The sequence below is a fragment of the Amycolatopsis sp. NPDC043889 genome (assembly GCF_056435645.1).
In genome coordinates this window covers 344,214-363,991 of the sequence record NZ_JBWKEC010000005.1, presented here as the reverse complement: position 1 = coordinate 363,991, position 19,778 = coordinate 344,214, and the positions used below count along the sequence as shown (strand labels likewise).

The 19,778-nt window shown below is 67.7% G+C and carries 22 protein-coding genes and 1 pseudogene; 6 read left to right on the top strand and 17 right to left on the bottom strand.

What is annotated here, in order from left to right:
* Position 1: 1 nt before the first annotated feature.
* The 14 genes and pseudogenes from AC0685_RS13905 to AC0685_RS13840 all read right to left on the bottom strand — a co-directional run bounded on the left by AC0685_RS13905 (position 2) and on the right by AC0685_RS13840 (position 12,923).
* Positions 2 to 937: a M56 family metallopeptidase gene (locus AC0685_RS13905; RefSeq protein WP_478225838.1), complete on the bottom strand. Its 936-nt coding sequence runs from the start codon at positions 935 to 937 to the stop codon at positions 2 to 4.
* Entirely contained in the window at positions 934 to 1,296 is a 363-nt protein-coding gene (locus AC0685_RS13900; protein WP_478225837.1) for a BlaI/MecI/CopY family transcriptional regulator, read from the bottom strand. The genes AC0685_RS13905 and AC0685_RS13900 overlap by 4 nt, the downstream gene beginning before the upstream one ends.
* A 37-nt stretch (positions 1,297 to 1,333) precedes the next feature.
* Positions 1,334 to 2,320 carry a C40 family peptidase gene (locus AC0685_RS13895; protein WP_478225836.1) on the bottom strand — a complete coding sequence of 329 codons (987 nt, stop codon included), beginning with the start codon at positions 2,318 to 2,320 and terminating at the stop codon, positions 1,334 to 1,336.
* Between the two features lie 229 nt (positions 2,321 to 2,549).
* A complete protein-coding gene (locus tag AC0685_RS13890; protein ID WP_478225835.1) occupies positions 2,550 to 2,885 on the bottom strand; it encodes a hypothetical protein in 336 nt (111 codons plus the stop codon).
* Between the two features lie 266 nt (positions 2,886 to 3,151).
* Positions 3,152 to 3,247, bottom strand: a pseudogene (locus AC0685_RS13885) (DUF305 domain-containing protein); the annotation flags it as partial.
* 148 nt (positions 3,248 to 3,395) lie between these two features.
* Positions 3,396 to 4,652 carry an MFS transporter gene (locus AC0685_RS13880; protein ID WP_478225834.1) on the bottom strand — a complete coding sequence of 419 codons (1,257 nt, stop codon included), beginning with the start codon at positions 4,650 to 4,652 and terminating at the stop codon, positions 3,396 to 3,398.
* Entirely contained in the window at positions 4,649 to 5,767 is a 1,119-nt protein-coding gene (locus AC0685_RS13875; RefSeq protein ID WP_478225833.1) for a PLP-dependent cysteine synthase family protein, read from the bottom strand. Before AC0685_RS13875 ends, AC0685_RS13880 begins: the two co-directional genes overlap by 4 nt.
* 1,026 nt (positions 5,768 to 6,793) lie before the next feature.
* Complete coding sequence (locus AC0685_RS13870) at positions 6,794 to 9,154, bottom strand: heavy metal translocating P-type ATPase (RefSeq protein ID WP_478225832.1); 2,361 nt, start codon at positions 9,152 to 9,154, stop codon at positions 6,794 to 6,796.
* Positions 9,147 to 9,461 (bottom strand): EamA family transporter, encoded by a 315-nt coding sequence (locus AC0685_RS13865; RefSeq protein WP_478225831.1) that lies wholly within the window; start codon positions 9,459 to 9,461, stop codon positions 9,147 to 9,149. The genes AC0685_RS13870 and AC0685_RS13865 overlap by 8 nt, the downstream gene beginning before the upstream one ends.
* Entirely contained in the window at positions 9,455 to 10,057 is a 603-nt protein-coding gene (locus tag AC0685_RS13860) for an EamA family transporter (RefSeq protein WP_478225830.1), read from the bottom strand. The genes AC0685_RS13865 and AC0685_RS13860 overlap by 7 nt, the downstream gene beginning before the upstream one ends.
* On the bottom strand, positions 10,054 to 11,478 hold the full coding sequence (locus AC0685_RS13855) for a multicopper oxidase family protein (RefSeq protein ID WP_478225829.1): 1,425 nt from the start codon (positions 11,476 to 11,478) through the stop codon (positions 10,054 to 10,056). Before AC0685_RS13855 ends, AC0685_RS13860 begins: the two co-directional genes overlap by 4 nt.
* Positions 11,475 to 12,266 carry a hypothetical protein gene (locus AC0685_RS13850; RefSeq protein WP_478225828.1) on the bottom strand — a complete coding sequence of 264 codons (792 nt, stop codon included), beginning with the start codon at positions 12,264 to 12,266 and terminating at the stop codon, positions 11,475 to 11,477. The genes AC0685_RS13855 and AC0685_RS13850 overlap by 4 nt, the downstream gene beginning before the upstream one ends.
* Before the next feature lie 187 nt (positions 12,267 to 12,453).
* Complete coding sequence (locus tag AC0685_RS13845) at positions 12,454 to 12,720, bottom strand: hypothetical protein (RefSeq protein WP_478225827.1); 267 nt, start codon at positions 12,718 to 12,720, stop codon at positions 12,454 to 12,456.
* A complete protein-coding gene (locus tag AC0685_RS13840; protein WP_478225826.1) occupies positions 12,720 to 12,923 on the bottom strand; it encodes a DUF2933 domain-containing protein in 204 nt (67 codons plus the stop codon). The genes AC0685_RS13845 and AC0685_RS13840 overlap by 1 nt, the downstream gene beginning before the upstream one ends.
* 686 nt (positions 12,924 to 13,609) lie before the next feature.
* Here AC0685_RS13840 and AC0685_RS13835 point away from each other — a divergent pair.
* From AC0685_RS13835 to AC0685_RS13820, 4 genes are read left to right on the top strand one after another with little or no spacing between them, the layout of a single operon-like run.
* A complete protein-coding gene (locus AC0685_RS13835; protein ID WP_478225825.1) occupies positions 13,610 to 14,356 on the top strand; it encodes a helix-turn-helix domain-containing protein in 747 nt (248 codons plus the stop codon).
* Between the two features lie 54 nt (positions 14,357 to 14,410).
* Entirely contained in the window at positions 14,411 to 14,806 is a 396-nt protein-coding gene (locus AC0685_RS13830; protein ID WP_340683479.1) for a VOC family protein, read from the top strand.
* Between the two features lie 58 nt (positions 14,807 to 14,864).
* Positions 14,865 to 15,269: a hypothetical protein gene (locus AC0685_RS13825; RefSeq protein ID WP_340683478.1), complete on the top strand. Its 405-nt coding sequence runs from the start codon at positions 14,865 to 14,867 to the stop codon at positions 15,267 to 15,269.
* Positions 15,266 to 15,634, top strand: a complete 369-nt coding sequence (locus AC0685_RS13820) for a hypothetical protein (RefSeq protein WP_478225824.1) — start codon at positions 15,266 to 15,268, stop codon at positions 15,632 to 15,634. Before AC0685_RS13825 ends, AC0685_RS13820 begins: the two co-directional genes overlap by 4 nt.
* Here the strand turns inward: AC0685_RS13820 and AC0685_RS13815 are convergent.
* Complete coding sequence (locus tag AC0685_RS13815; protein WP_478225823.1) at positions 15,622 to 16,785, bottom strand: DUF418 domain-containing protein; 1,164 nt, start codon at positions 16,783 to 16,785, stop codon at positions 15,622 to 15,624. The genes AC0685_RS13820 and AC0685_RS13815 overlap by 13 nt on opposite strands.
* Positions 16,786 to 16,963: 178 nt before the next feature.
* On the opposite strand from AC0685_RS13815, the gene AC0685_RS13810 reads away from it, so the two are divergent.
* Entirely contained in the window at positions 16,964 to 17,920 is a 957-nt protein-coding gene (locus tag AC0685_RS13810) for an alpha/beta hydrolase (RefSeq protein WP_478225822.1), read from the top strand.
* Here AC0685_RS13810 and AC0685_RS13805 read toward each other — a convergent pair.
* Positions 17,866 to 18,549, bottom strand: a complete 684-nt coding sequence (locus AC0685_RS13805) for a TetR/AcrR family transcriptional regulator (RefSeq protein WP_478225821.1) — start codon at positions 18,547 to 18,549, stop codon at positions 17,866 to 17,868. The two genes, AC0685_RS13810 and AC0685_RS13805, sit on opposite strands and share 55 nt — an antisense overlap.
* A 103-nt stretch (positions 18,550 to 18,652) precedes the next feature.
* Between AC0685_RS13805 and AC0685_RS13800 the strand changes: the two genes are divergently transcribed.
* Positions 18,653 to 19,078 (top strand): GNAT family N-acetyltransferase, encoded by a 426-nt coding sequence (locus AC0685_RS13800; RefSeq protein ID WP_478225820.1) that lies wholly within the window; start codon positions 18,653 to 18,655, stop codon positions 19,076 to 19,078.
* Between the two features lie 77 nt (positions 19,079 to 19,155).
* On the opposite strand, the gene AC0685_RS13795 is transcribed toward AC0685_RS13800, so the two are convergent.
* A complete protein-coding gene (locus AC0685_RS13795; protein WP_478225819.1) occupies positions 19,156 to 19,689 on the bottom strand; it encodes a cysteine dioxygenase family protein in 534 nt (177 codons plus the stop codon).
* Positions 19,690 to 19,778: the final 89 nt, after the last annotated feature.

Here is a 19,778-nt window from a genome sequence, read left to right as displayed (position 1 = left end):
GTTAGCAGAGGGCCAGGCTGAACGCCCCCATGAGGGCGACGGCGACGACTGCGGGGGCGGTCAAGCAGGCGACACCGCCGATGACGCTGGTCATACCGGACCGCAAGGGCAGCCGTTGACGGTCCTCGAGCCGGCTGAGCCGGATCGAGGTGTCACCGCCCGACATCGCGAGCGCTTTCCTCGGCCCGCCAGTGGCCCCGATGGTGAGCAACGCCGACCGCACTGGCCCGGCTCCACATTCCGCGGCTGCCGTCCGGTCGGCGGCCAATTCGACGAACAGGCTGATCGCTTTCGGCAGTTCGCGCATGAGCGGGACGAAGCGCAGCGTCCTGCCCAGCACGTCGGCGCAGCCGGTGAGCAGGTGGTGACGGCCACGGACGTGAGCGTTCTCGTGGGCGAGCACCGCTCGCAGCTCGGCGGGGGTGAGCCGGGTTCGCAATCCGTCGCTCGCGACGATCATGGCCCGGCGTCCGCCCAGGCTGTAGGCGATCGGATGCTCGTGAGGTAGCCACAAGGTCCGGACGCGATCCGATGACCGGGATCCGGACAGCCGCAATGCGTCGAGATGGCGCTCATGCAGCTGGTTGCGGCGCCGTCGACGCCTGATCGAGGACAAGAGCAGCTGGAAGAGCGCGAACGTCAGCAGGACTCCGGCCGTACCGCCGACCACCAGGTCGAGGGACGGTATCCCGTCGTGACTGATCGTGGACAGACAGACGTCGATCAAGCGCGTGATCTGATCCGCGGGGCCATGACCGGGCAGAGCGAGAAGGAGCACACCGCCGACCGTGCCTGCCAGCAGACCGATCGCGGTCATGAGCCACCAGGTGATCGCCGCCGCCGGGCTGCCCTGCGGCGTCCCGAACCTCGCCAGGACCGGTGGGGACCACCAGCCGACGATCAGGACGCCGAGGAGAAGCGCGGCGGCGGGGATCACCGCTTTCGCTGCTTTCGGCGTAAGGCGCGGCGCAGGATGTCCGACTCTTCCTCGGAGACCGACTGTGCGAAATGCAGCAGCACTGATTCCGGGTCGCTCGCCGAGTCGAGCACGTCACGAAGAGCCTGAGCGGTGGCTTCCTCACGAGAAGTGATCGCTCGGTAGCGGTACGCGCGACCTTCCATCTCGCGAACGACCCATTCCTTGCGGTACAGGTTGTCCAGCACGGTCATGACCGTGGTGTACGCCAGTTCGCGCTCCTTGGCGATCTCCACGAGAACCTCGCGGACCAGCATGGGTTCGGAACCGCGCCACAGCACATCCATCACCGTGGCTTCGAGCTCGCCCAACCGACGCATGACACCTCCTGGCAGGGAGGATACCCTTCTGTCGCGGTCAACCGACTATGCGCCTCGCGCCCATCAGGTGCCCGTCACCCTTCATGGACCGGACGTCGACAAGCTGTCCTTCGGTCGGCGCGTCGACCATTTTCCCGCTGCCCACGAACATGCCGACGTGGTGGATCGCACCGGGATCGCCGGTCCCGTCGTCATAGAACAGCAGGTCGCCAGGCTGCAACTGGTCGAGCGAGACCGGTTTTCCGGCCGTGTACTGCTGACGGCTGGTGCGGGGAATGGAGACGCCCGCCTGGCGGTAGGCCCAGGAAGTCAAGCCGGAGCAGTCGAACTCGGCGGGGCCGGTGGCACCCCATTGGTATTGCGAGCCCCTTTTGGACAGTGCGGCTTGCAGCGCGTCGTTCGCCGCTCCGGGCGGACCCAGATAAGAACCACTGTCCTGGACCTTGCCCAGTTTGGCCTTGTCCTGCGCCGGAAGTGCTCCCAGCGCCTGACGAACTTGCTTGATCTGCCGGTCGAGGTCGTTCTTCCGGTTGGTGACCTGGTCCACCGCCCACTGCGCGGCCGCTGTCGCCTCGCTCGCGCGTTTCTGGGCTTCTGCCGCCTGTGCTCGACCTTTGGCAGCCTGATCGAGTACGGTCCTCAGCCCGGCGAGCGCGTCCGCCTTCTGCCCGGACAAGAGAGAGATGGCCGCGGACTTCTGCAGGAACTCCGTCCGGCTGTTGCTGTCGAGCAACGCCGCGAGCTGATTGACCGAAGACGCTCCCTGGAAATTCGCGGCGACGAGTTTGTCGACCTCGCCCCGGAACTTCGTGATAGAGCCCTCCGCGTCCGCCAATTCCTTGTTGGCGGCCGCGAGATCGGCGTCGGCCCTGGCACTCGTGGCTTTCCGTGCGGCCAGGTCATCTTGAGCGGCGGAGAAATCCTCTTCGGCCTTAGCGGCGTCAGCGCCGAGGCGCTGGTAGCGAGACATCGGATCCTGTGCCTCGGCGGGTGGCGGCGCCGGCTGCGCACTCGCGGGGATCACGCTCAATCCAAGCGGGAGAACAACGGCGGTAGTCAAGACGCGCAGTGAAGCCGTCCGGCGTCGGTGCGGTGTCACGGGTGCGGGATCTCCTGTCGTGTTTTCGAGCGTGGTCACGGACCGCCCCGAAGGCCCGCGGGTCACCGTAAGGTAACGAGCCACCCTTGTCCACTATTTCACTTAGTACTAGGCGGGTGGCATAGAGTATCGAGAAGTCAGAATGTGATGGCCACTACGGCTTACGTCGGTACAGGCTCACCAGGGTCTCTTCATGGGAGTCTTCGACGAGCTGAGAATGGTGCACGCGACGCAGTCCGGCCATCTCGGCGATCAGGTCGAGCTCATCGGCGATGTGGATGTGCGCGCCGTGTCGTGGCTCGATTCGCGCTGGTGGCGTCGCTGGGCGCACTTCCACGAGAACGACGCCGTCCGGCGTGACGTGTTCGGCGGCCTTGCGCAGCAAGCGAATCTGAGAGCGCAGGCTTTCCCGGCCGGTCAAGGCTTCCGAGCTCAGCAGGATCGAGTCGAAGTAGGTTCCGGCGGGCAAGGTGATGTCGAGATCGTCCACAGTGGCCGTGACGGTCAGCGGAAATCCCACATCCGCGAGAGCTGCCTTCATATCCTCGTCTGCCACGCCGATGTGCAGGACGCGAGGCTCCTGTGTCCATGAGTGCAGGAGTTGCACGAGGTGGCTTCGGGTCGGTGTGACGATCCGGAGCGCATGACGCGACATCGATCACCTGTCGTCCGAGTCGGAAGAGATCTACGGCAAGTAGTACTAGACGTAATAGTATCTACTGGCGAGGGATCCCGTCGAGACCCGGCGGCGATGAATCAGCCCTGCGGGAGCGGCCCCTGCATCTCGCGGATCTCGGCCTCTTGGGCGTCGATGATCTTCTGGGCGAGAGCCTTGGCGTCGGGGTTGGAACCCATTGTCGACGTCGTGAGGTGGTGCATCGCCACGAGGCAAAAGGCGAGCACGCCCAGCAGGAAGACCCGCTGGGTTCTCCTGAGCGCGCTCGCCGTCATGACCCAAGGTCACCTATCCGCTTCGGCGGATGCGGCGGGGTCACGGCTTTCACACCGCCACCGGGGTGAGGCGTTCGGCCTTGTCGAGTGCGCGCAGGCACCAGGCGCAACCGGCTCCGATCACGGCGAGGACAGCCCATGGTGCCGCTGGTACACCGGCATCTCTCGCGATGTCCAACGCGGTGCCGGTGAGCAGGTTGCCGAGGAGGATGCCCACGCCGACCACGGTGTTGTACAGCCCATAGTGCGTCGCGACCAGCTTGCCGCCGGAGAGGGCGACGATCGTGTCCATTTCGAACGGGAAGACCACGATGGTCCCGAGTGCCAGCAGGGCGGCGGAGAGAATCAGCGATGCCCAGCTCAACGCCGCCGGACCGGCCGTCGCGCCCGCGGTGAGCATGGGCGGGAGAAACGCCGCTCCCATGAGCAGGAGACCGACGGCGAGACACTTGCCGGATCCCCACCGCCGCCTGCACCACGCGGTGATCCGCAGCTGTCCGGCGATCGCCAAACCTCCTGACACCGCGAACAGCAGCGCCACCAATGTGGTCCCCGCCACTCCGGGGCCGCCGACCTGACGAGCTTCGAGCGGGAGTGCGAGATAGACCTGGAACGACAGGACGTACGAGCCGATCATCGCGAGCGAGAACAGCACGAACGACCGGTTACCGAACGCGGTCGCCCAGTCCTGCCGGATCGAAGTCCGCGCGGCCGGGTCACCCTTGGCACGCGAACGAGGCGGCAGGGACCGAATCTGCAGCACGGTCAGGACCGCGAACACCGCGGCCGCGACGAGGCAGGTCACTGGGAAGGCGAAACTCGTCAGGACCAGCCCGACGACCGGGCCCAGCAGGATGCCCGCCTGATAGAACACATTGAACAACGCGAACACCTCGACGCGCCGCTCCTCACCGGCGTCTTCGGCGAGGTAGGCCCGCACCGCGGGATTGAACAACGCACCTGCGAACCCGGTGGCCGCCGAGGCGACGATCAGCGCCGGAACCGAATCGACCAGGCCGAGCAGGGCGAACCCGCCCGTCCGCAGCGCGCATCCCGCCACGATCAGCGGCTTGTAGCCGAGCCTGTCGGCCAGCGTGCCACCGATCAGGAACATGCCCTGCTGGGAGAAGTTCCGCACGCCCAGAATGAGCCCTACGGCCCAGCCCGCCAGCGCCAGATCCGCCGACAGGTGCCCCGCGAGGTAGGGCATCAGCATGTAGAAGCCCAGGTTGATGGTGAACTGGTTCAGCATCAACAGCTGGGAAGGCCGGTCGAACGACCTGAACTTGACGACCAGATCCTTCACGCCCGCACCTCGGACGGGTCGATGACGTGTGCGCAGCGCGTCCACCGCTCGACGACCTGGTCGACGGGATTGACGACGACGTCGGGCTCGTCCGCGGGGGTCTGTCCGAGCAAGCCGTTCGCCGCGCAGTAGTCGTCGTTGTAGACGGTGTCGAAGTAGCGGTGGGGGCCGTCGGGGAAGATCGTGACGATCCGTGTGCCGGCAGCTTCGGTCCTTGCGAGCCAACCAGCGACGAGTGCGACCGCTCCGACGCTCCACCCGCCTGTCGCGTGGTGGGACGCGGCGAGCCGACGGCAGGTCCACACCGCTTCGGCCGGCGCCACCCAATGGACTTCGTCGAAACCGCAGTAGTCCACATTGGACGGGTAGATACTCGAACCGAGTCCGCGCATCAACCGGGGGCGCGCCGGTTGCCCGAAGATCGTGGAACCGATGGTGTCGACGCCGACGACTTTCATCTGCGGGTAGTGCTCGCGCAGGACACGCGAGACGCCCGCCGAATGGCCTCCGGTGCCCACCGAGCACACCAGGACGTCGACGCGGTCGAGCTGGTCCACCAGTTCCAGGGCGAGCGGCTCGTAGGCGTCCACGTTGTCCGGGTTGTTGTACTGGTCGGGGCAGTAGGCGTCGGGTTCTTCGGCCAGGAGCTGCCGTACGCGGTCCCGTCGGGCCTGTTGCCAGCCGCCGGTCGGATGTGGGGCGGTGACGAGCTCGACACGGGCGCCGTGTGCGGCCAGCATCCGGTGCACGATCGGTTCGAGGCCAGGATCGGTGACCACGGTGACCGGGTGGCCGTAGACGATTCCGGCGAGTGCGAGGCCGAGTCCCAGCGTGCCGCTGGTCGATTCCACGATCCTCGCGCCCGGAGCCAGGTCGCCCCGTTCGCGTGCGCGGGCGATCATGTGCAAGGCCGGGCGGTCTTTCATGCCGCCGGGATTGAATCCTTCGAGCTTCGCCCAGAAGCCGCGGCCCGGCGCCGCGCCCGGTTCATCGATCCACAGCACCGGGGTGTTGCCGACCGCACTGGCCGGATTGCGGCCGTGCGTGATGGTCCTTTGGCCGGGGAGGGTGGTCCCGGACACGGTCGAGCCGTTGGCGGACAGGGGTGTCCTCATCGAGATCTCTTTCAGTGAATCGTCGCGGGGCGCGACGGTCGAACGGAACGGGGTCGGCCGGGTCGTTCAGCCCGATCACGTTCGCGTGACGCAGATCTCGATGAGCAAGGCGCGTCCGGTTGGGCGCGGATCCCGTCCCGGGCTCCCATGACCAGGGGAATGAACCGGTGAGCGGAATAGTCCGGTAAACGTATTCTCGAGCGGAATCGCCGACCACGTCGTATCCGTCGTTCCTCGCGTACCGCGATGAATGGCGTCCGTGGTCGTGTGTTGCCGGTGTGCGTGGTGCTCGGGTTCGCAGTCGTCGGCCAGTGGGGCATGCGTCGCTGCGCTGGTGGCGACATGCTCGGCCGCGTGGGCGTGCGCTTGCGGGAAACATTGGCCCAGCTGCAGCGAAAGAAGCCAGAAGAGCAGAGTGACGAGCCACAGCATCGGCTTCACTCTGCGACGCGGCGTAGTCGGATAGCCCCTCACAGTTATCGGACCGTATCAGCAAAGAACTTACGTCTGCCACCTTCAATCGTACTAGTTCTACTAGTAGCGAGGAATTCACTCGATTTCGCGTCCGACTACTACCCTTGGTAGTTGAAGGTGAGCTCCCTTTGAGCGCAGTGTGATCGAGTAATTAGCTGTGTCCCGGGATGCGGGAATGGCGATTAATCGGATTGAGCATATCGCGTCGGCGATAGGAAAAGCGGATGCGGAGTCATGCGGGACCCCGCACCCGCCGACACACGTCGCCAAGGGGGGTGACGCGGGCAGTGCGGAACGCTATGAGAGCGCTCGGACGTTACTGATACAGCGCGGCCGTCCCGCCGAGGACACTGGCCGCGATGATCGTGGCGGTGTGCCGCCACCATGGGCGCACATTTCGGTCGGTACCCGCTGGGGGCTCGACCTCGAGCCGAGTGCTGGTTTCACCGGCGTTTCCCCTGACGGAACCCTCGTCCGGCACGCGACCCAGCTACTATCGGTCCTAGTTGACCTTGTCGGCGGAGGTGCGGTCTCGTGCGGGGTTACCCGACGCTACCGCGTCGATACCTGCCGCGGCGCAGAGGAACAGGTGTTCTCCACTGTCGTGACGGGTAGGCGCAGTCGCTTGAGGGCGAGTGCGTTCACCGCGACGATCAGGCTGGATCCGGACATCGACAGTGCGGCGATCTCCGGGCGGAGCATGAGCCCGAAGGCCGGTTCGAAAACACCGGCGGCGATCGGTAGCGCGATGGTGTTGTAGCCGATGGCCCAGCCGAGGTTCTGGCGCATTTTGCGCAAGGTTCCGCGGCCGATGCGCAAGGCGATCGGAACGTCGAGCGGGTCGGACCGCATGAGGACGACATCGGCGGTCTCGATCGCGACGTCGGTGCCCGCGCCGATGGCGATGCCGAGGTCTGCCTGTGCCAGCGCGGGGGCGTCGTTGACGCCGTCGCCGACCATCGCGACCTTGCGTCCGCTGCGCTGCAACCCGGCGACCTTCGCGGCCTTGTCGCCAGGCAGCACCTCGGCGATCACAGTGTCGATACCGAGCCGGGCGGCGATGCGCTCTGCCGTCGCCTGATTGTCGCCCGTCAGCATGACCACTTCGACGCCGAGGTCGTGCAGCGCCCGGACGGCGGTCACGGAGGTTTCCCTCGGTGCGTCCGCGATGCCGATCACCCCGGCCGCGACGCCGTCCACCGCGGCCAGGACCGCGGTGCGTCCGGTCGAGGCCAGTTCGTCCCGGCGCGGGCCGAGTGCCGCGAGGTCGATGTTCTCCCGTTCCAGCAGCCGCCGGTTGCCGACCACCACGCGGTGCCCGCCGACCTGGGCGATCGCACCGTGGCCGGGCACGTTTTCGAACCGATCCGCGCGTAGCCCGTCCAGTTCGCCCGCGTGGCGGACGATCGCCTCGGCGAGCGGGTGCTCGGACTCGCGTTCCACCGCGGCGACCAGCCGGAGCAGTTCCGCCTCGCCCAGACCGTCCACGAGCACGTCGGTCACCTCGGGCTCGCCCTTGGTGAGCGTGCCGGTCTTGTCCATCACGACGACCTCGATGCGCGCGGAGGTCTCCAGTGCCATGGCGTTCTTGAACAGCACACCGCGTTTCGCGCCGAGGCCGGTTCCGACCATGATCGCGGTCGGAGTGGCGAGACCGAGTGCGTCCGGGCAGGTGATCACGACGACGGTGATGGCGAACAGAATGGCCGTGGCGAACGCGCTGCCCGCCAGCAACCAGACCGCGAGAGTGGCGCCACCACCGATCAGTGCCACGAACACCAGCCAGAACGCAGCCCGGTCGGCCAGTCGCTGGCCCGGCGCCTTGGAGTTCTGCGCCTCCTGCACGAGCTTGACGATCTGCGCGAGTGCGGTGTCCGAGCCGACCTTGGTGGCGCGGACGCGCAGGGTGCCGTTGGCGTTGATGGTGGCACCGATGACCGTGGAGCCGGGCGCCTTGTGCACGGGCAGGCTTTCGCCTGTGACCATCGACTCGTCCACTTCGGACTCGCCGTCCTCCACTACGCCGTCCACCGCGATCTTCGCGCCTGGCCGCGCCAACAGCAGGTCTCCGGCCTCCACCTCGGCGGTGGGTACTTCGACGGCCTCGCCGTCACGGAGCACGACCGCCTTGGGCGGGGCGAGGTCGAGCAGGGTGCGAATCGCGTCGTTCGCCCCACCGCGGGCGCGCATCTCGAACCAGTGTCCCAAGAGGACGAACGCGGCGAGCACGGTCGCGGCTTCGTAGAAGACCTCTCCTCCGCCGGTCAGTGTGATGACCAGGGAGTACAGCCAGCCCGCGCCGACGGCCACCGCGACGAGCACCATCATGTCGAGGGTGCGGTGCCGCAACGCGCGCACCGCGCCGTCGAAGAAGATCCAGCAGGAGTAGAAGATCACCGGAAGGCTCAGGAGCAACGCCCACAGGTCTTGGCGGACGCCGAATGGCGTCGGGAGGTGGAGTCCGAAGACCTCGGTGCCGATCGGCGACCACAACACGATCGGGATGGAGAACAGCAGTGCGATCAGGAATCGATTGCGCATGTCGGCGACCATCGCGGCCATCGACATCCCGGCGTGCCCGCCGTGGCCCATCGCCTCATGCGGGGATCGCGGAGTCGCTGCCTCGGCGTGGTGCTCGTGGCCGGCGTGCTCCGGCTCCGTCGTGGGGTCGCAGAGGTGGCGCGGCACCGACTGGCCAGCGCAGTGGTAGCCGCAGTCGACCACCCACTGACGCAGGGCCGCCACCGACGTCACGGCGGGATCGAAGCGCACCGTCGCGGTCTGCGCGACCGGGTTCACCTCGACGTGGTGCACGCCGGGCTGTCTCCCGAGCTTGGCGTTGACGACGTTCTGCTCACTCGCCCAGTGCAGTCCGCTGACGTCGAGCACGGCAGTGCGGGTGTGGTCACTCATGGTCGTGCCTTTCTGGGCCGGTGTCGATGGTGGTGACCGGTCGGTTGTGCGAGTCGTCCTTCGCGAGTATCCGGGACGTTCCCGTTCGACCGGACAGGGTTACCAACAGCAGCGCCGCGAGGACGATCGCGTCGCCGAGGCTCTCGATCAGGGTGACACGTTCACCCAGCACGGTGATGCCGAAAACGACGCCGACCACGGGGACGAGCAGGGTGCAGGCGGTGACCGAGGTGAGGGATGCGCGACGCAGCTCGCCGAACCACAGCACGTACGGAATCGCTGTCGCACCGAGGGCCAGGATCACCATCGCGGCGATGAACCGCGCGTTCCAGGTGATGGCTGAAGGTGGTCCGTCGACTGCCGCGGCGACGCCGGACAGAACGACTTCGGTGAGGCGGCGTGCCGGCAACGCCCCCGCAGTGATCCCGACGGCGACTGTAACGCCAGGCCTGCTCCCTCACCGAGTCCGGTCGGCGCGGCGACCAGTAGCAGCCCACCGAACCCGAGAGCAGTCCCTGTGACCTCGAGGGCCCGCGGCTGTTCGGCATACAGCCACCAGGCGGGCAGCGCGACCAGCAACGGAGTGGAGTTGCTCAGCACCGCGGCTGCCCCGGTCGCCAGTCCGAGGGCGCCGGCGAACATGGCCCCGAACGCGAGCGCGACATTCATGAGCGCCATCACGCCGATCAGTGCCAAGGGCCTCCCGCCTGGTGGCAGAGCCGGGCGCCGGTACAGCAGGCATGCGCCGAGGAGGAACAGCCCGGCCAACAGAGCGCGCAGCGCGGCGAACCACAGCACCGGGGCGTCGCGCATGCCCCACCTGATCAGCACGTAGCACGAGGCCCAGGCCACGACGACGACCAGCATGCGTGACGGGCGTGCCCGGCTAAGCGCTGCCGTCATGACGAAGACTCGTAGCCGAGGACGGTCGTCATCCCGGCCTCGGCGTGGTAGGTGTTATGGCAGTGGATCATCCACTGGCCGGGATTGTCGGCGTCGAACTCGCAGGCGACGGTCTGGCCGGCCGGTACGATCACGGTGTCCTTGCGCGGGCCGCCTGCCTGCTGGAAGGTGTGGCCGTGGATGTGCATGGGGTGCCACATCATCGTGGTGTTGACGAACTCCACGCGCACGCGTTGTCCATTTCGGACTCGCGATCGGTTGGTGTGGTCACCGGCGCGGCCGTTGATTCCCCATTGGTAGCTCATCATTCCGCCGGTGAGCGCGAGCCGGTGCGTGACGTCGGGCTGCCGAGCGGGCAACGGTTCACTGGCCTTCAGTTCCGCATAGCCGACAGGATTCCCGCGCAGCTCGTCCGGGCGAATCGACCGCGTGGGAGCGGTGCCGCGGCCGGTGCGCACCAGCGCGAAAGCAGCACCCCCCTTGCCCTCCGCCTGTGCCACCAACGGGAACACGCCGTCGGACAAGGTGATCAGCACGTCGTAGCGCTCGCCAATGCCGATGAGCAGTGCGTCGGTGTCGACCGGTGTGACCGGGAAGCCGTCGGTGTGGGTGACGGTCATGCGGTGGCCGCCGAGCGCGACCCGGAACGCGGTGTCGGAGCCGGCGTTGATGAACCGGATCCGCACGCGGTGCGCGGGCTTGGCGGTGAACGTCGCCGGTGCGCCGTCGACGCGGCCGTTGAGCAGGTAGTGCGGGTAGGTGACGTCTCCCTCCAGTGTTCGGCCGCCCATGCCGTGCATCGAGTGACCGCCGCCCCGCTGAAGAGTCGCGAGGACCTGGTCTGGAGTGGTGCCGGTCCCGTCGATCCAGTCGTCGAGCACGACCGTCCACTCCGCGTCGTAGCCGCCGGGTTCTCCCGGGTCCTCGACGATCAGCGGCGCGTACAGGCCACGGTCGAGCTGTGTGCCGGTGTGCGGATGGAACCAGTAGGTGCCCGGCGTCGGCACCGCGAAGCGGTAGGTGAACTCCTCTCCCGGCTTGATCTGGGCTTGGGTGAGGCCGGGAACTCCGTCCATGTCGTTGCGCAGCGCCAGGCCGTGCCAGTGGATCGAGGTGTCCACGGGCAGCCGGTTGACCAGCCGCGCCTCGAGCAGGTCGCCCGCGGTCACGCGGATTTCGCGGCCGGGCGCGACGCCGTCATAGGTCCACGTGTCGACCACGGGGCCGCCGAGGTCGACCTGGCTTGTGGTCGCGGTGAGTGTGGCCGATCGGGTGTGGCCGGTGCCGCCGCGCGCCGTTTCGGTCCGGCCCACCAGCGGGTCGGTGGGCAGGATCAGCGGGTTCTCCGTCGAGCAGGCGGTCAGCCCGGTCACGGCCAATGCGGTCGTGCCGAGAAAGGCGCGGCGGGTGAACGGGCTCATGCGACCGCCTTTCGGAACAACCCGGTCGCCGCCAGCCCGAGCCCGAGCAGCAACGGTCCCGTCTCGTCGAAGCTCGCGGTCAGTCCGCCGTCGAGCAGCACGCGATCGGCGCCGTAGCCGGGCAGGAACCGGGCCCAGTCCGGTGGTTCGCCGCGCAACATCGGGCTCTGCGCGATTCCGACATCGAGGAACGGCACGAGGAACGCGATGAGCACACCGGACACGCGGCCGAAGATCGGGCCGATGCACACGCCGATGAGGGCGTAGATCGCGGCCAGCAACAGGTTGCCGCCCGCGTAGACGATCCACTGCTCGGTATCGAACACGGTGACGGTGACGGCGAGGGACGCCGCGGTCACCAGCAGGACGGTGAAGCCGATCACGCTGAGACGCGCCGACAACAGGGCGCCGGTGCGGAGCCCGGCCAGGGTGAGCCGCCGGTCGCCGGTGCGGGCGTCGAGCACGATGAACGGCCCGGCGAGTGTGGCGAGCGAGGCGACGGCGATCGGTGTCATGGTTCCGGCGTGGACGTCCGGCAGCCAGAACGAGAACGCGCCGCCACCGGTCGCGGCACGCACATCCGCGTGTAGTCGCCTGCGCCGGCGCAGTTCGGCGAAGAGCCCGACCTGGGTGCCGAATCCGCCCAGGATCAGCACCAGCCATGGCCGGTCTTCGACCGCCTGCCGCCCCAGGTGCTCAAGTCCTCCCGCGACACCGACGACCACCGCGTAGAACAGGGCGAGGGCCACGGCTCCGGCGAGTCCCGCGCGCACCGCGTTCGTGCTCATCGCCACCTCCGGGATCGTTCATCTGACGTCGCTCGCGGCCGGGGGAGGAATGCCGGGACACGCGCGGCGTACGTGGTCCACTGCTCGCCGAACCGTTGCGCGACTTCACGTTCCTCGTTGCGAGCCAGCCGCGTGTAGAACATGATCAGGGTGGGAATGGTCGGCCATTGCAGCAGGAACCCGATCATCACCAGCAGGAAGCCGTCGTACTGCGGGTGCCGGACCCGCGCGTGGCCGGCAGCGGGAAGCGCGAGCCGAGCCAACTGCCCAGCAGGTAGATGGTCAGCGGGATGCCGTACATCTCGGTGAACAACGCCACCAGGAACGCGGTGAACGCACCCATCGCCCGCCAGTCGCGCTTCGTATGCGGCCGGAAGAAGCTCATCGCGAACACGACGAACAGCGCGATGTTCAGGATGACCAGAGGCCACAGCCCGTACGCCGCGTCGGCCATTACGACCGGCCGGAGGTGTGGTGGTGATCGCGGTCCTGGTCGCCGGATCCGCCGTGCCCGCCCATCATGAACAGCATCATCAGGGGGCAGGCCAGTACCGCCAGGCCGATCAGAATCGTGGTGAGCGGAACTCCGGCGTAGGCGAGCCCGACGATCAAGATCGCCACGGCGATCGCGTACAGCCCGAGGTGTTGGCGCTTCATGATGTTCTCATTTCGTCGGCGGTCTTCGAGCATCACCTTCTGCACCGGTCGGCGTCAGGGCTGGTTGTCGCGAACGGGGAATCCGAAGGTCCCCATCCGCTGCGGACGAAGGCCTCTGACGCACTTCTACTATCTCGGATAGCAGAGCCTTCCCGGTGATGGCGCTTGACGCGGTATGGGACCTTGGGCCGTTCTGGCGGCGACGTTGGGCCCTGCGCTTCAACGAGATGCGCGGTGACTCTGAAATATGCCCTTGGGGACGTGATGACGTCACCTGTGTCGATCGCCCGTTGGGCCCTGCAGCCTCGACGGCGTCGGAGAGAGAGTTGACGCCGCTTGGCTCTGCTGTTCCGCGCGAAGGCGAACAAGGCACTGGATCGCGCTGAGGATCCTCGCGAGATCCTCGACTACTCAGGGCGGAGGACCAGCGCAGGTGAGTGCTTGCGGCGCTGGTGCTCGCCATGCTGATGAACGCGTTGGCCACCACAATCGTGAACGTCGCGCTGCCGACGATCGCCACGAAGCTGTCACCTCGGGATTCAGGGCCGTGTGGGCGCGGCAGCCCCTCAGTGAACCCGCGGCCGTTGTCGAAACCGACTGAGGCGAGATTCCCGTCCGGTCCGTTTCCGAATCGCGCTCTTCGCACTCGTGGTGGTAGGTGCCTGCGAACCGCTAGCGTCTTGACCGTGAGTCTTGATCCGGCCAGTGGCGTCGAGCAGCGCCCGTCCGATTCTCCGTATGTGGAGCGGGTTTACCGGGCCGGTACGGAGGCCGTGACGATGCCCGCGCGGATGCGGTCCATCGCGAACTCGAACTGGGAGCTCGTGGTGTGGCGTGACCGGGGCGAGACGCATGTGGCGGTGCGTGGCCCGGAGACGAGCCCCACGGTCCTGGACCTGGGCCCCGGCGAAGGTGAAACGGTCGGGATCATCTTCCGGCACGGTGCGTTTTTGGCGCCGATGCCGGTGCCGGACCTGGTCGACACCGCCGTGACGAGTCCGCACACCACGGCTCGCTCGTTCGTCCTGCAGGGGGAGGAGTGGGAAACACCGACTTACGACAACGCCGACGTCTTCGTGGATCGGCTGGTCCGCGCCGGGGTGCTGATGCGTGATCCGCTGGTCACCGATGTGCTTCGCGGCGACGCGGCCACGCTGGTCACACCGAGGTCGGTGCAGCGGCGGGTGGCCGCGGCCACCGGGCTGACCCAGGGGGCGATCCGGCAGATCGAACGAGCGAGGCAGGCCGTGATGCTGCTGGGGCAGGGGATGGCCGCGGTCGAGGTCGTGCAGCGGGCCGGGTATCACGACCAGCCGCATCTGGCGCGCTCACTGACCCGGTTCACCGGCTGCACGGCCTCCCGGCTGCGGCGGGCCGACGGCGACGAGATGCTGTCGCTTCTGTACAAGACCGACGTCGCGGTCCGCCCCTAGATTCGTGGTGACGCCGGGACCACCCGGCACCCGAAACGTCCTGGAGGGCATGTCATGGCCATCGCGCAAATCTACGTCAACCTGCCGGTCACCGACCTGGAGGCGAGCACGAAGGTCTACCTGGCGATGGGGGGAACGGTCAATCCCGATTTCAGTGGTGACACCTCCGTCCAGGTGGCGTTCGCCGACACGATCCTGGTGCAGCTGATGACCCGTGAGACGTTCGCGACGTTCACCAAGCGGTCCACATCGGACGGACCGATCGAGGTGATCAACGCACTGGCCGCCGGATCGCGCGAAGAAGTGGACCGCCTGGCCGACGCGGCGCTGGCCGCGGGTGCCACCGAGCCACGCGAGGCCCAGGACATGGGCTGGCTGTACAACCGGGCCGTCGACGACCCGGACGGCCACTGCTGGGAGCTGCTGGCCTACGACCCGAGCGCCCTGTGACGGACCGCACGGGTCCCCGCGTTGACCTCGAGTTCGGTCGAGGTCCGACCATAAGGCCATGACCCTCGAAGCAGACGAAATGCTCCTGTTCCGGAACACCATGCGGATCACCGACGGCCACCTGGAGGAGTTCACCGCCGCCGTCCGGGAAGCCATCGACTTCGTCGAGCGCAACGCGCCGCAGGTCATGGTGCAGACGTTCGTGGACGCCGATCGCATGCTGGCCTACAGCTACCAGATGTACGCCGATTCGGACGCGGTCCTCGAACACTGGCGGATCTCCGAGAACCACATCAACGCCGTGTCGGCGCACTGCACGGTGGTGGACTTCCAAGTGCACGGCTCGCCGGACGAACGAGTGCTGGCGGGGATGCGCGGCATGATCGACGACGGCACCGCTGTCGTCACACCACGGATCGCGGGTTTCGTGCGCCCTCTGCCGAGTCCGCGGGCTGGTCGATGACATCCGCTGACGCGGCCATTCCGCCGACGCTGCTGAGCGCGGTCGTGGCGATCGGCCGCCAGGCCAGGCGGCCGGTCTCGGCCTGGTTCTCGGGGACCGGGCTCCTCGACGACGTCGATGTCCGCGTGGCGCTGGATCAAGCCAGGACGGTGCTCCGCAGGGCCGTCGCGGCGATACCCGACCGGCCACTCGGCCTCGAGGTCACTTCACCGCGGAGAGGCTGGACGGAGTGCGGGAGCCTGATCGCGCCGGAGCGGACCAGGCCCGGAGTCGTGGCCGCGGTGGAGGTGCTGCTGAACACGCACCTCCGCTTCGGTACTGAAGGACTACACGGCCGTCGCACGCTGAGCCGTCATCGCGCGTAGAGGCGATGCATGAGCAGTTCCAAGGGGCCGCGGTCGAAGCGCCGGAGCCACAGGACGGCGAAGCCGATGTTCGTCAGCCCGACGAAGACCCAGAGGCCGACGATCCACCATGGACGGACATCCGCGAAACGCTCGGCGAGGCCGAGACCCCAGCCGTAACACAGGGCGCCGGCCAGCAGGTTCTGCAGTACGTAACAGGAGAGCGCGGTGCGGCCGACCGCGATCAGTCCACTTCGGACCGCTCCGGGCCGCTCGCGCATCCGGAGGGTGAGGTGCGTGACCAGGGCGAGCAGGCCCACGGCGACGAGCGGGGGCAACAGGTACCGGTCGACGAGCAGCCAGTCCGGGCCGCCGAACCCGGTCAGCACGTTCAGCGGCAGGCCGACGGCGAAGCCGAGTACGAGCAGGCGCGAGCGGAGCCGTGCTCCCTTGTCCGTGTCGTCGAAAACGCCTGCCCTGCGGAGGCGGGAACCCAGCAGGAACAAGACGACGGCGGAGGGCACGATCAGCACGATCTCCGCCCGCAGCAAGAAGAAATCGTTCAGCCGGACGGCGACCTGTTCGGGCCAGTTCGCGGTCGCGGAGGGGGCGACCGGGGCAGGCTCTCCGGAGACCTCCGGTGTGGCGACGAGCAACGCGGTCGCGGCGAGCAAAAGCGCCACGTACGTGCCGCCCACCACGACGACGACGTTCCGCACGACCCGATCGTTCCGGCCGACGAGGTACGCGACGAGCAGCGAGGTGAGCCCGTAGGCCATGAGCACGTCGCCTTCGAACACGAGCAGGAAGTGCGCGACCCCTTCCAGGAACAGAATTCCCGCCCGGAGCGGATACCTGCCCGGCCAGGGGGCACCGCGCCGCCGGGCGGACTGGTACTGCAATTCCAGGCCCACGCCGAACAGGATCGTCAGCAGCGCGAGGAACTTGCCGTTGGTCAGCACACGTAAGCCGATCTCGGCCCGCTCGGCGAAGGTCGTCGCTGTGCCGACGAAGTCTTGGAAGAAACCCGCGGGCCCGCCGGGATGGGCGAACAGGAACACGTTCGTGCCGAACGTGCCGAGTATCGCCACCCCTCGGAGCAGGTCCAGAGAGGAGATCCGCCCGCCGCGGGAATGCCGCGCGGCAGCGACTGCCGACGTCTGGTGACTCATGGTGTCGAGCCTGTCACCGCACGCTTCCGGCTTCGTCCGTCGTTAGGACGACTCCGCCCCGTCACTTCGTAGCACGCCTGATCGGTGATGCGCTTGCCGTTGCACGCACTGCGTGCATAATGGCGAAGGGGTCCTGGCCAAGACGAGCCCGGTGTGAAGCCGGAGGGGAGCGGAAGAGATGACCGACGAGATCGCCGCCGAGCTACGACCGCGGGAGCCGGACTTCTCGACGATCACGACCGAGGAGCTGATGGCCTACCGTGAAGCGGAAAACCGGGCACGGGCGTCCAAGGCGGCCCGGGCGTTCCTCGGGGAGCCGGACGACGGCGCCCTGATCGACTGGCGGGAGATCGCGTTGCCCGGCCGCGATCTGCCGGTCCGGGTATACCGCCCGGCCGTCGGCGGCGACGTCGCCCTGCCGCTCGTGGTCCACGTCCACGGAGGCTGCTTCGTCGGTACCGCGGTGCAATGCGACTGGCCCAACAGTCATTTCGCCGCGCGGCTGCCCGCGGTGGTGGTTTCGGTCGAGCATCGCCTCGTCTCGCCGGGCGTTCCACTCCCGTTCGCGGCCGACGACGGCTGGGACACGCTGGTGCACGTGGTGCGTCACGCCGCCGAATGGGGTGTCGACCCGGAACGGGTGGCCGTGGTCGGCGAGAGCTTCGGTGGGTTGATCAGCGCGCTGACCGCCATCCGGTCCAGGGAGGGCGGTCCGCGGCTCAAGGCGCAGGTACTGGTCAATCCGGCGGTCGACGTGACCGAGTCGATGTACGACCATCCCTCGATCGCCGAGTACGCCTACAGCCCGACCCGGGCACTGCCCCAACTCCAGCTCGTCCAACGGCTTTCGGTCCCGCCGGGGGTCGACGCCCGCGCGTGGTCGCCCATCCATGCAGACGACCTGAGCGGACTCGCGCCCGCGCTCGTGGTGGTGCCCACCCGCGACGCCCTCGCGGATCACGGTCGTCGCTACGCGGAACGGCTGCGCGAAGCCGGGACCGAGGTGCGGCTTTCCGAATATCCGGGAGCGAGGCACGGATTCCTCACGTTGCCCGGGGTGGAGCCGCAGGCCGCGGCCGCTCAGGCGGAGATCTCCGAGTTCCTGCGCGAGGCGCTCGCTTCGACCTCGATCTGATCGAGGTGCGCGGCGAGGATGTCCGCGTAGGCGTCCCGGCGGTCGGCGCCGAGCGGGAGGATTTCACGGGCGAAACGGGCCACCGCGGGGAAGCGTTCCGGGTCGGCCCCGAGGACGGCGACCCGGAACGATTCCATGCCGTGCTCGCGCTCTTCCGCGGCGAGGGTGCCGATACCGCCGTCCGCGGCGTTCAGCGCGGTCACGAGAACCGCGATCCGGTGATAGTGGGCGGGGACCCGCTCATCGGGCAGACCTGATGAGCGCAAAGCCTGGAGCAGCGCTTCCATGACGGCACGCGATCCGCCGCCGCCCGAGGCGTAGCGCCCCCAGACGGTGGCGATCTGGGGCTGCCGGGCGAAGACCTCGCGGAGCCGGAACGCGATGTCGGTGACGCACTGTTTCCAGTCGCCTACGGGTTCGTAGCCCTCCATGGCCGTGAGGAGGGCGCGGTCGGCGACGGCGCGCAGGAGTTCGGTCTTGTTCCGGAAATGCCGGTACAGACTCGAGGAATCGGTGCCGAGCATCGCGGCGAGCTTGCGCACGCTGAACGCCTCCGCGTCGCCGCCCTCCAGGAGTTTTCCTGCCGCGTCGAGGATGTCGTCGCTGGACCAGCGCCGTCGACCTGTCATCACCGGTACTTCTTCCTGTCGCCGTCAGTGGCACAGTTTACGATCGCACGCGCCGGGTGCAACGCCGTCGGCGCGCTGGTTCCCGGGAAAGGGGCAAACGGTCATGGACGACTCCTACCACCTGGAAGCAGGCTCGCCGTCGGTCGACGACTACCTGCGGCTGCGCCGCGAGGCGGGCCTCACCGAACCGGCGAGGGAGCAGGCCGAGCGTGGGGTCGACGGCGCTTGGGCCTCGGTCAAGGTGATCCACCGGGCCACCGATGAGACCGTCGGGATGGGCCGGGTGATCAGCGACGGCGGGTGGTACTTCCACATCGTCGACATGGCCGTCCTCCCCGCCCATCAGCGGCGCGGTATCGGGGACGCCGTCCTCGACGCCCTCCTCGCCGAGATCGACGCCGCGGCTCCGGGCGCGTACGTCAATCTTCTCGGTGACCCACCCGGGTGGCGGCTTTACCGGCGCCATGGTTTCGTCGAGACCGCTCCCGGGACCGTCGGTATGCGGCGCACGATCGAGGGGAACTCCTGACAAAAGTCCGCGCCGGGAATTGACCGGGTGCCGGTGCCGGAGGCAATAGGCGAAATGGACCCAAACGCTTACGCCTTTTACTGCGAATCGGCGCGCATCCGGTAATTGCGGCGCACACTGGTCCCCTTGGCGAGGTCGGCGCCGTAGACGTGCAAGGTGATGGCGACGGTGTCGCCTTCGTTGTGCACCTGGTGGATGTCGTCGGGTGGCGCGACGCCGCTGACCGACCCGGCGGGCCGCCGCCGCTGCGCCGTCCGGACGAGCCGGTCGCCGTCGATGTCGAAGATGTTCTCGGTCTCGGTTCCTTGGAGGACAAGGAATGTGCACCACACCAGGTGATCGTGGATCTCGGTGAGCTGGCCGGGCCGCCAGACCAGCGCGACGATCGAGAAGGCGGACTCGGTGTGCAGGGTGGTGCGGGTGTACCCCTCGGGGGACCCGGCTCGTTCCGCCGCGGTGAGCAGCCGCGAAGTCGGCCGGAGTTCGGTGAGAACGGCCGCCACGGCCTGCGCGGTGGCCAGGGGTTCCGACGTTCTTCCGGTGCATTGGCGAAGACGTTTTATCAGCTCGGCGAGGCCGGGTCTGGCGGCGGTTTCGGGTGCGACGGTCATTTGTTCTCCTTCTTGTCGCTTCTCATCGTGTTCCGTTGTCCGCCCGGCGTCCAATGATGAAGTTCTTCCCTTCGTATAGGTATTCTTTA

What these genes read in the sequence shown, in the direction of transcription:
- AC0685_RS13795 (WP_478225819.1), bottom strand. Translation starts at nt 19,689, where the DNA reads ATGACCGTCGCACCCGAAACCGCCGCCAGACCCGGCCTCGCCGAGCTG.
- AC0685_RS13825 (WP_340683478.1), top strand. Translation starts at nt 14,865, where the DNA reads ATGACCCTCGAAGCAGACGAAATGCTCCTGTTCCGGAACACCATGCGG.
- AC0685_RS13860 (WP_478225830.1), bottom strand. Translation starts at nt 10,057, where the DNA reads ATGACGGCAGCGCTTAGCCGGGCACGCCCGTCACGCATGCTGGTCGTC.
- AC0685_RS13830 (WP_340683479.1), top strand. Translation starts at nt 14,411, where the DNA reads ATGGCCATCGCGCAAATCTACGTCAACCTGCCGGTCACCGACCTGGAG.
- AC0685_RS13800 (WP_478225820.1), top strand. Translation starts at nt 18,653, where the DNA reads ATGGACGACTCCTACCACCTGGAAGCAGGCTCGCCGTCGGTCGACGAC.
- AC0685_RS13840 (WP_478225826.1), bottom strand. Translation starts at nt 12,923, where the DNA reads ATGAAGCGCCAACACCTCGGGCTGTACGCGATCGCCGTGGCGATCTTG.
- AC0685_RS13810 (WP_478225822.1), top strand. Translation starts at nt 16,964, where the DNA reads ATGACCGACGAGATCGCCGCCGAGCTACGACCGCGGGAGCCGGACTTC.
- AC0685_RS13845 (WP_478225827.1), bottom strand. Translation starts at nt 12,720, where the DNA reads ATGGCCGACGCGGCGTACGGGCTGTGGCCTCTGGTCATCCTGAACATC.
- AC0685_RS13815 (WP_478225823.1), bottom strand. Translation starts at nt 16,785, where the DNA reads ATGAGTCACCAGACGTCGGCAGTCGCTGCCGCGCGGCATTCCCGCGGC.
- AC0685_RS13855 (WP_478225829.1), bottom strand. Translation starts at nt 11,478, where the DNA reads ATGAGCCCGTTCACCCGCCGCGCCTTTCTCGGCACGACCGCATTGGCC.
- AC0685_RS13875 (WP_478225833.1), bottom strand. Translation starts at nt 5,767, where the DNA reads ATGAGGACACCCCTGTCCGCCAACGGCTCGACCGTGTCCGGGACCACC.
- AC0685_RS13850 (WP_478225828.1), bottom strand. Translation starts at nt 12,266, where the DNA reads ATGAGCACGAACGCGGTGCGCGCGGGACTCGCCGGAGCCGTGGCCCTC.
- AC0685_RS13865 (WP_478225831.1), bottom strand. Translation starts at nt 9,461, where the DNA reads ATGGTGATCCTGGCCCTCGGTGCGACAGCGATTCCGTACGTGCTGTGG.
- AC0685_RS13900 (WP_478225837.1), bottom strand. Translation starts at nt 1,296, where the DNA reads ATGCGTCGGTTGGGCGAGCTCGAAGCCACGGTGATGGATGTGCTGTGG.
- AC0685_RS13820 (WP_478225824.1), top strand. Translation starts at nt 15,266, where the DNA reads ATGACATCCGCTGACGCGGCCATTCCGCCGACGCTGCTGAGCGCGGTC.
- AC0685_RS13805 (WP_478225821.1), bottom strand. Translation starts at nt 18,549, where the DNA reads ATGACAGGTCGACGGCGCTGGTCCAGCGACGACATCCTCGACGCGGCA.
- AC0685_RS13870 (WP_478225832.1), bottom strand. Translation starts at nt 9,154, where the DNA reads ATGAGTGACCACACCCGCACTGCCGTGCTCGACGTCAGCGGACTGCAC.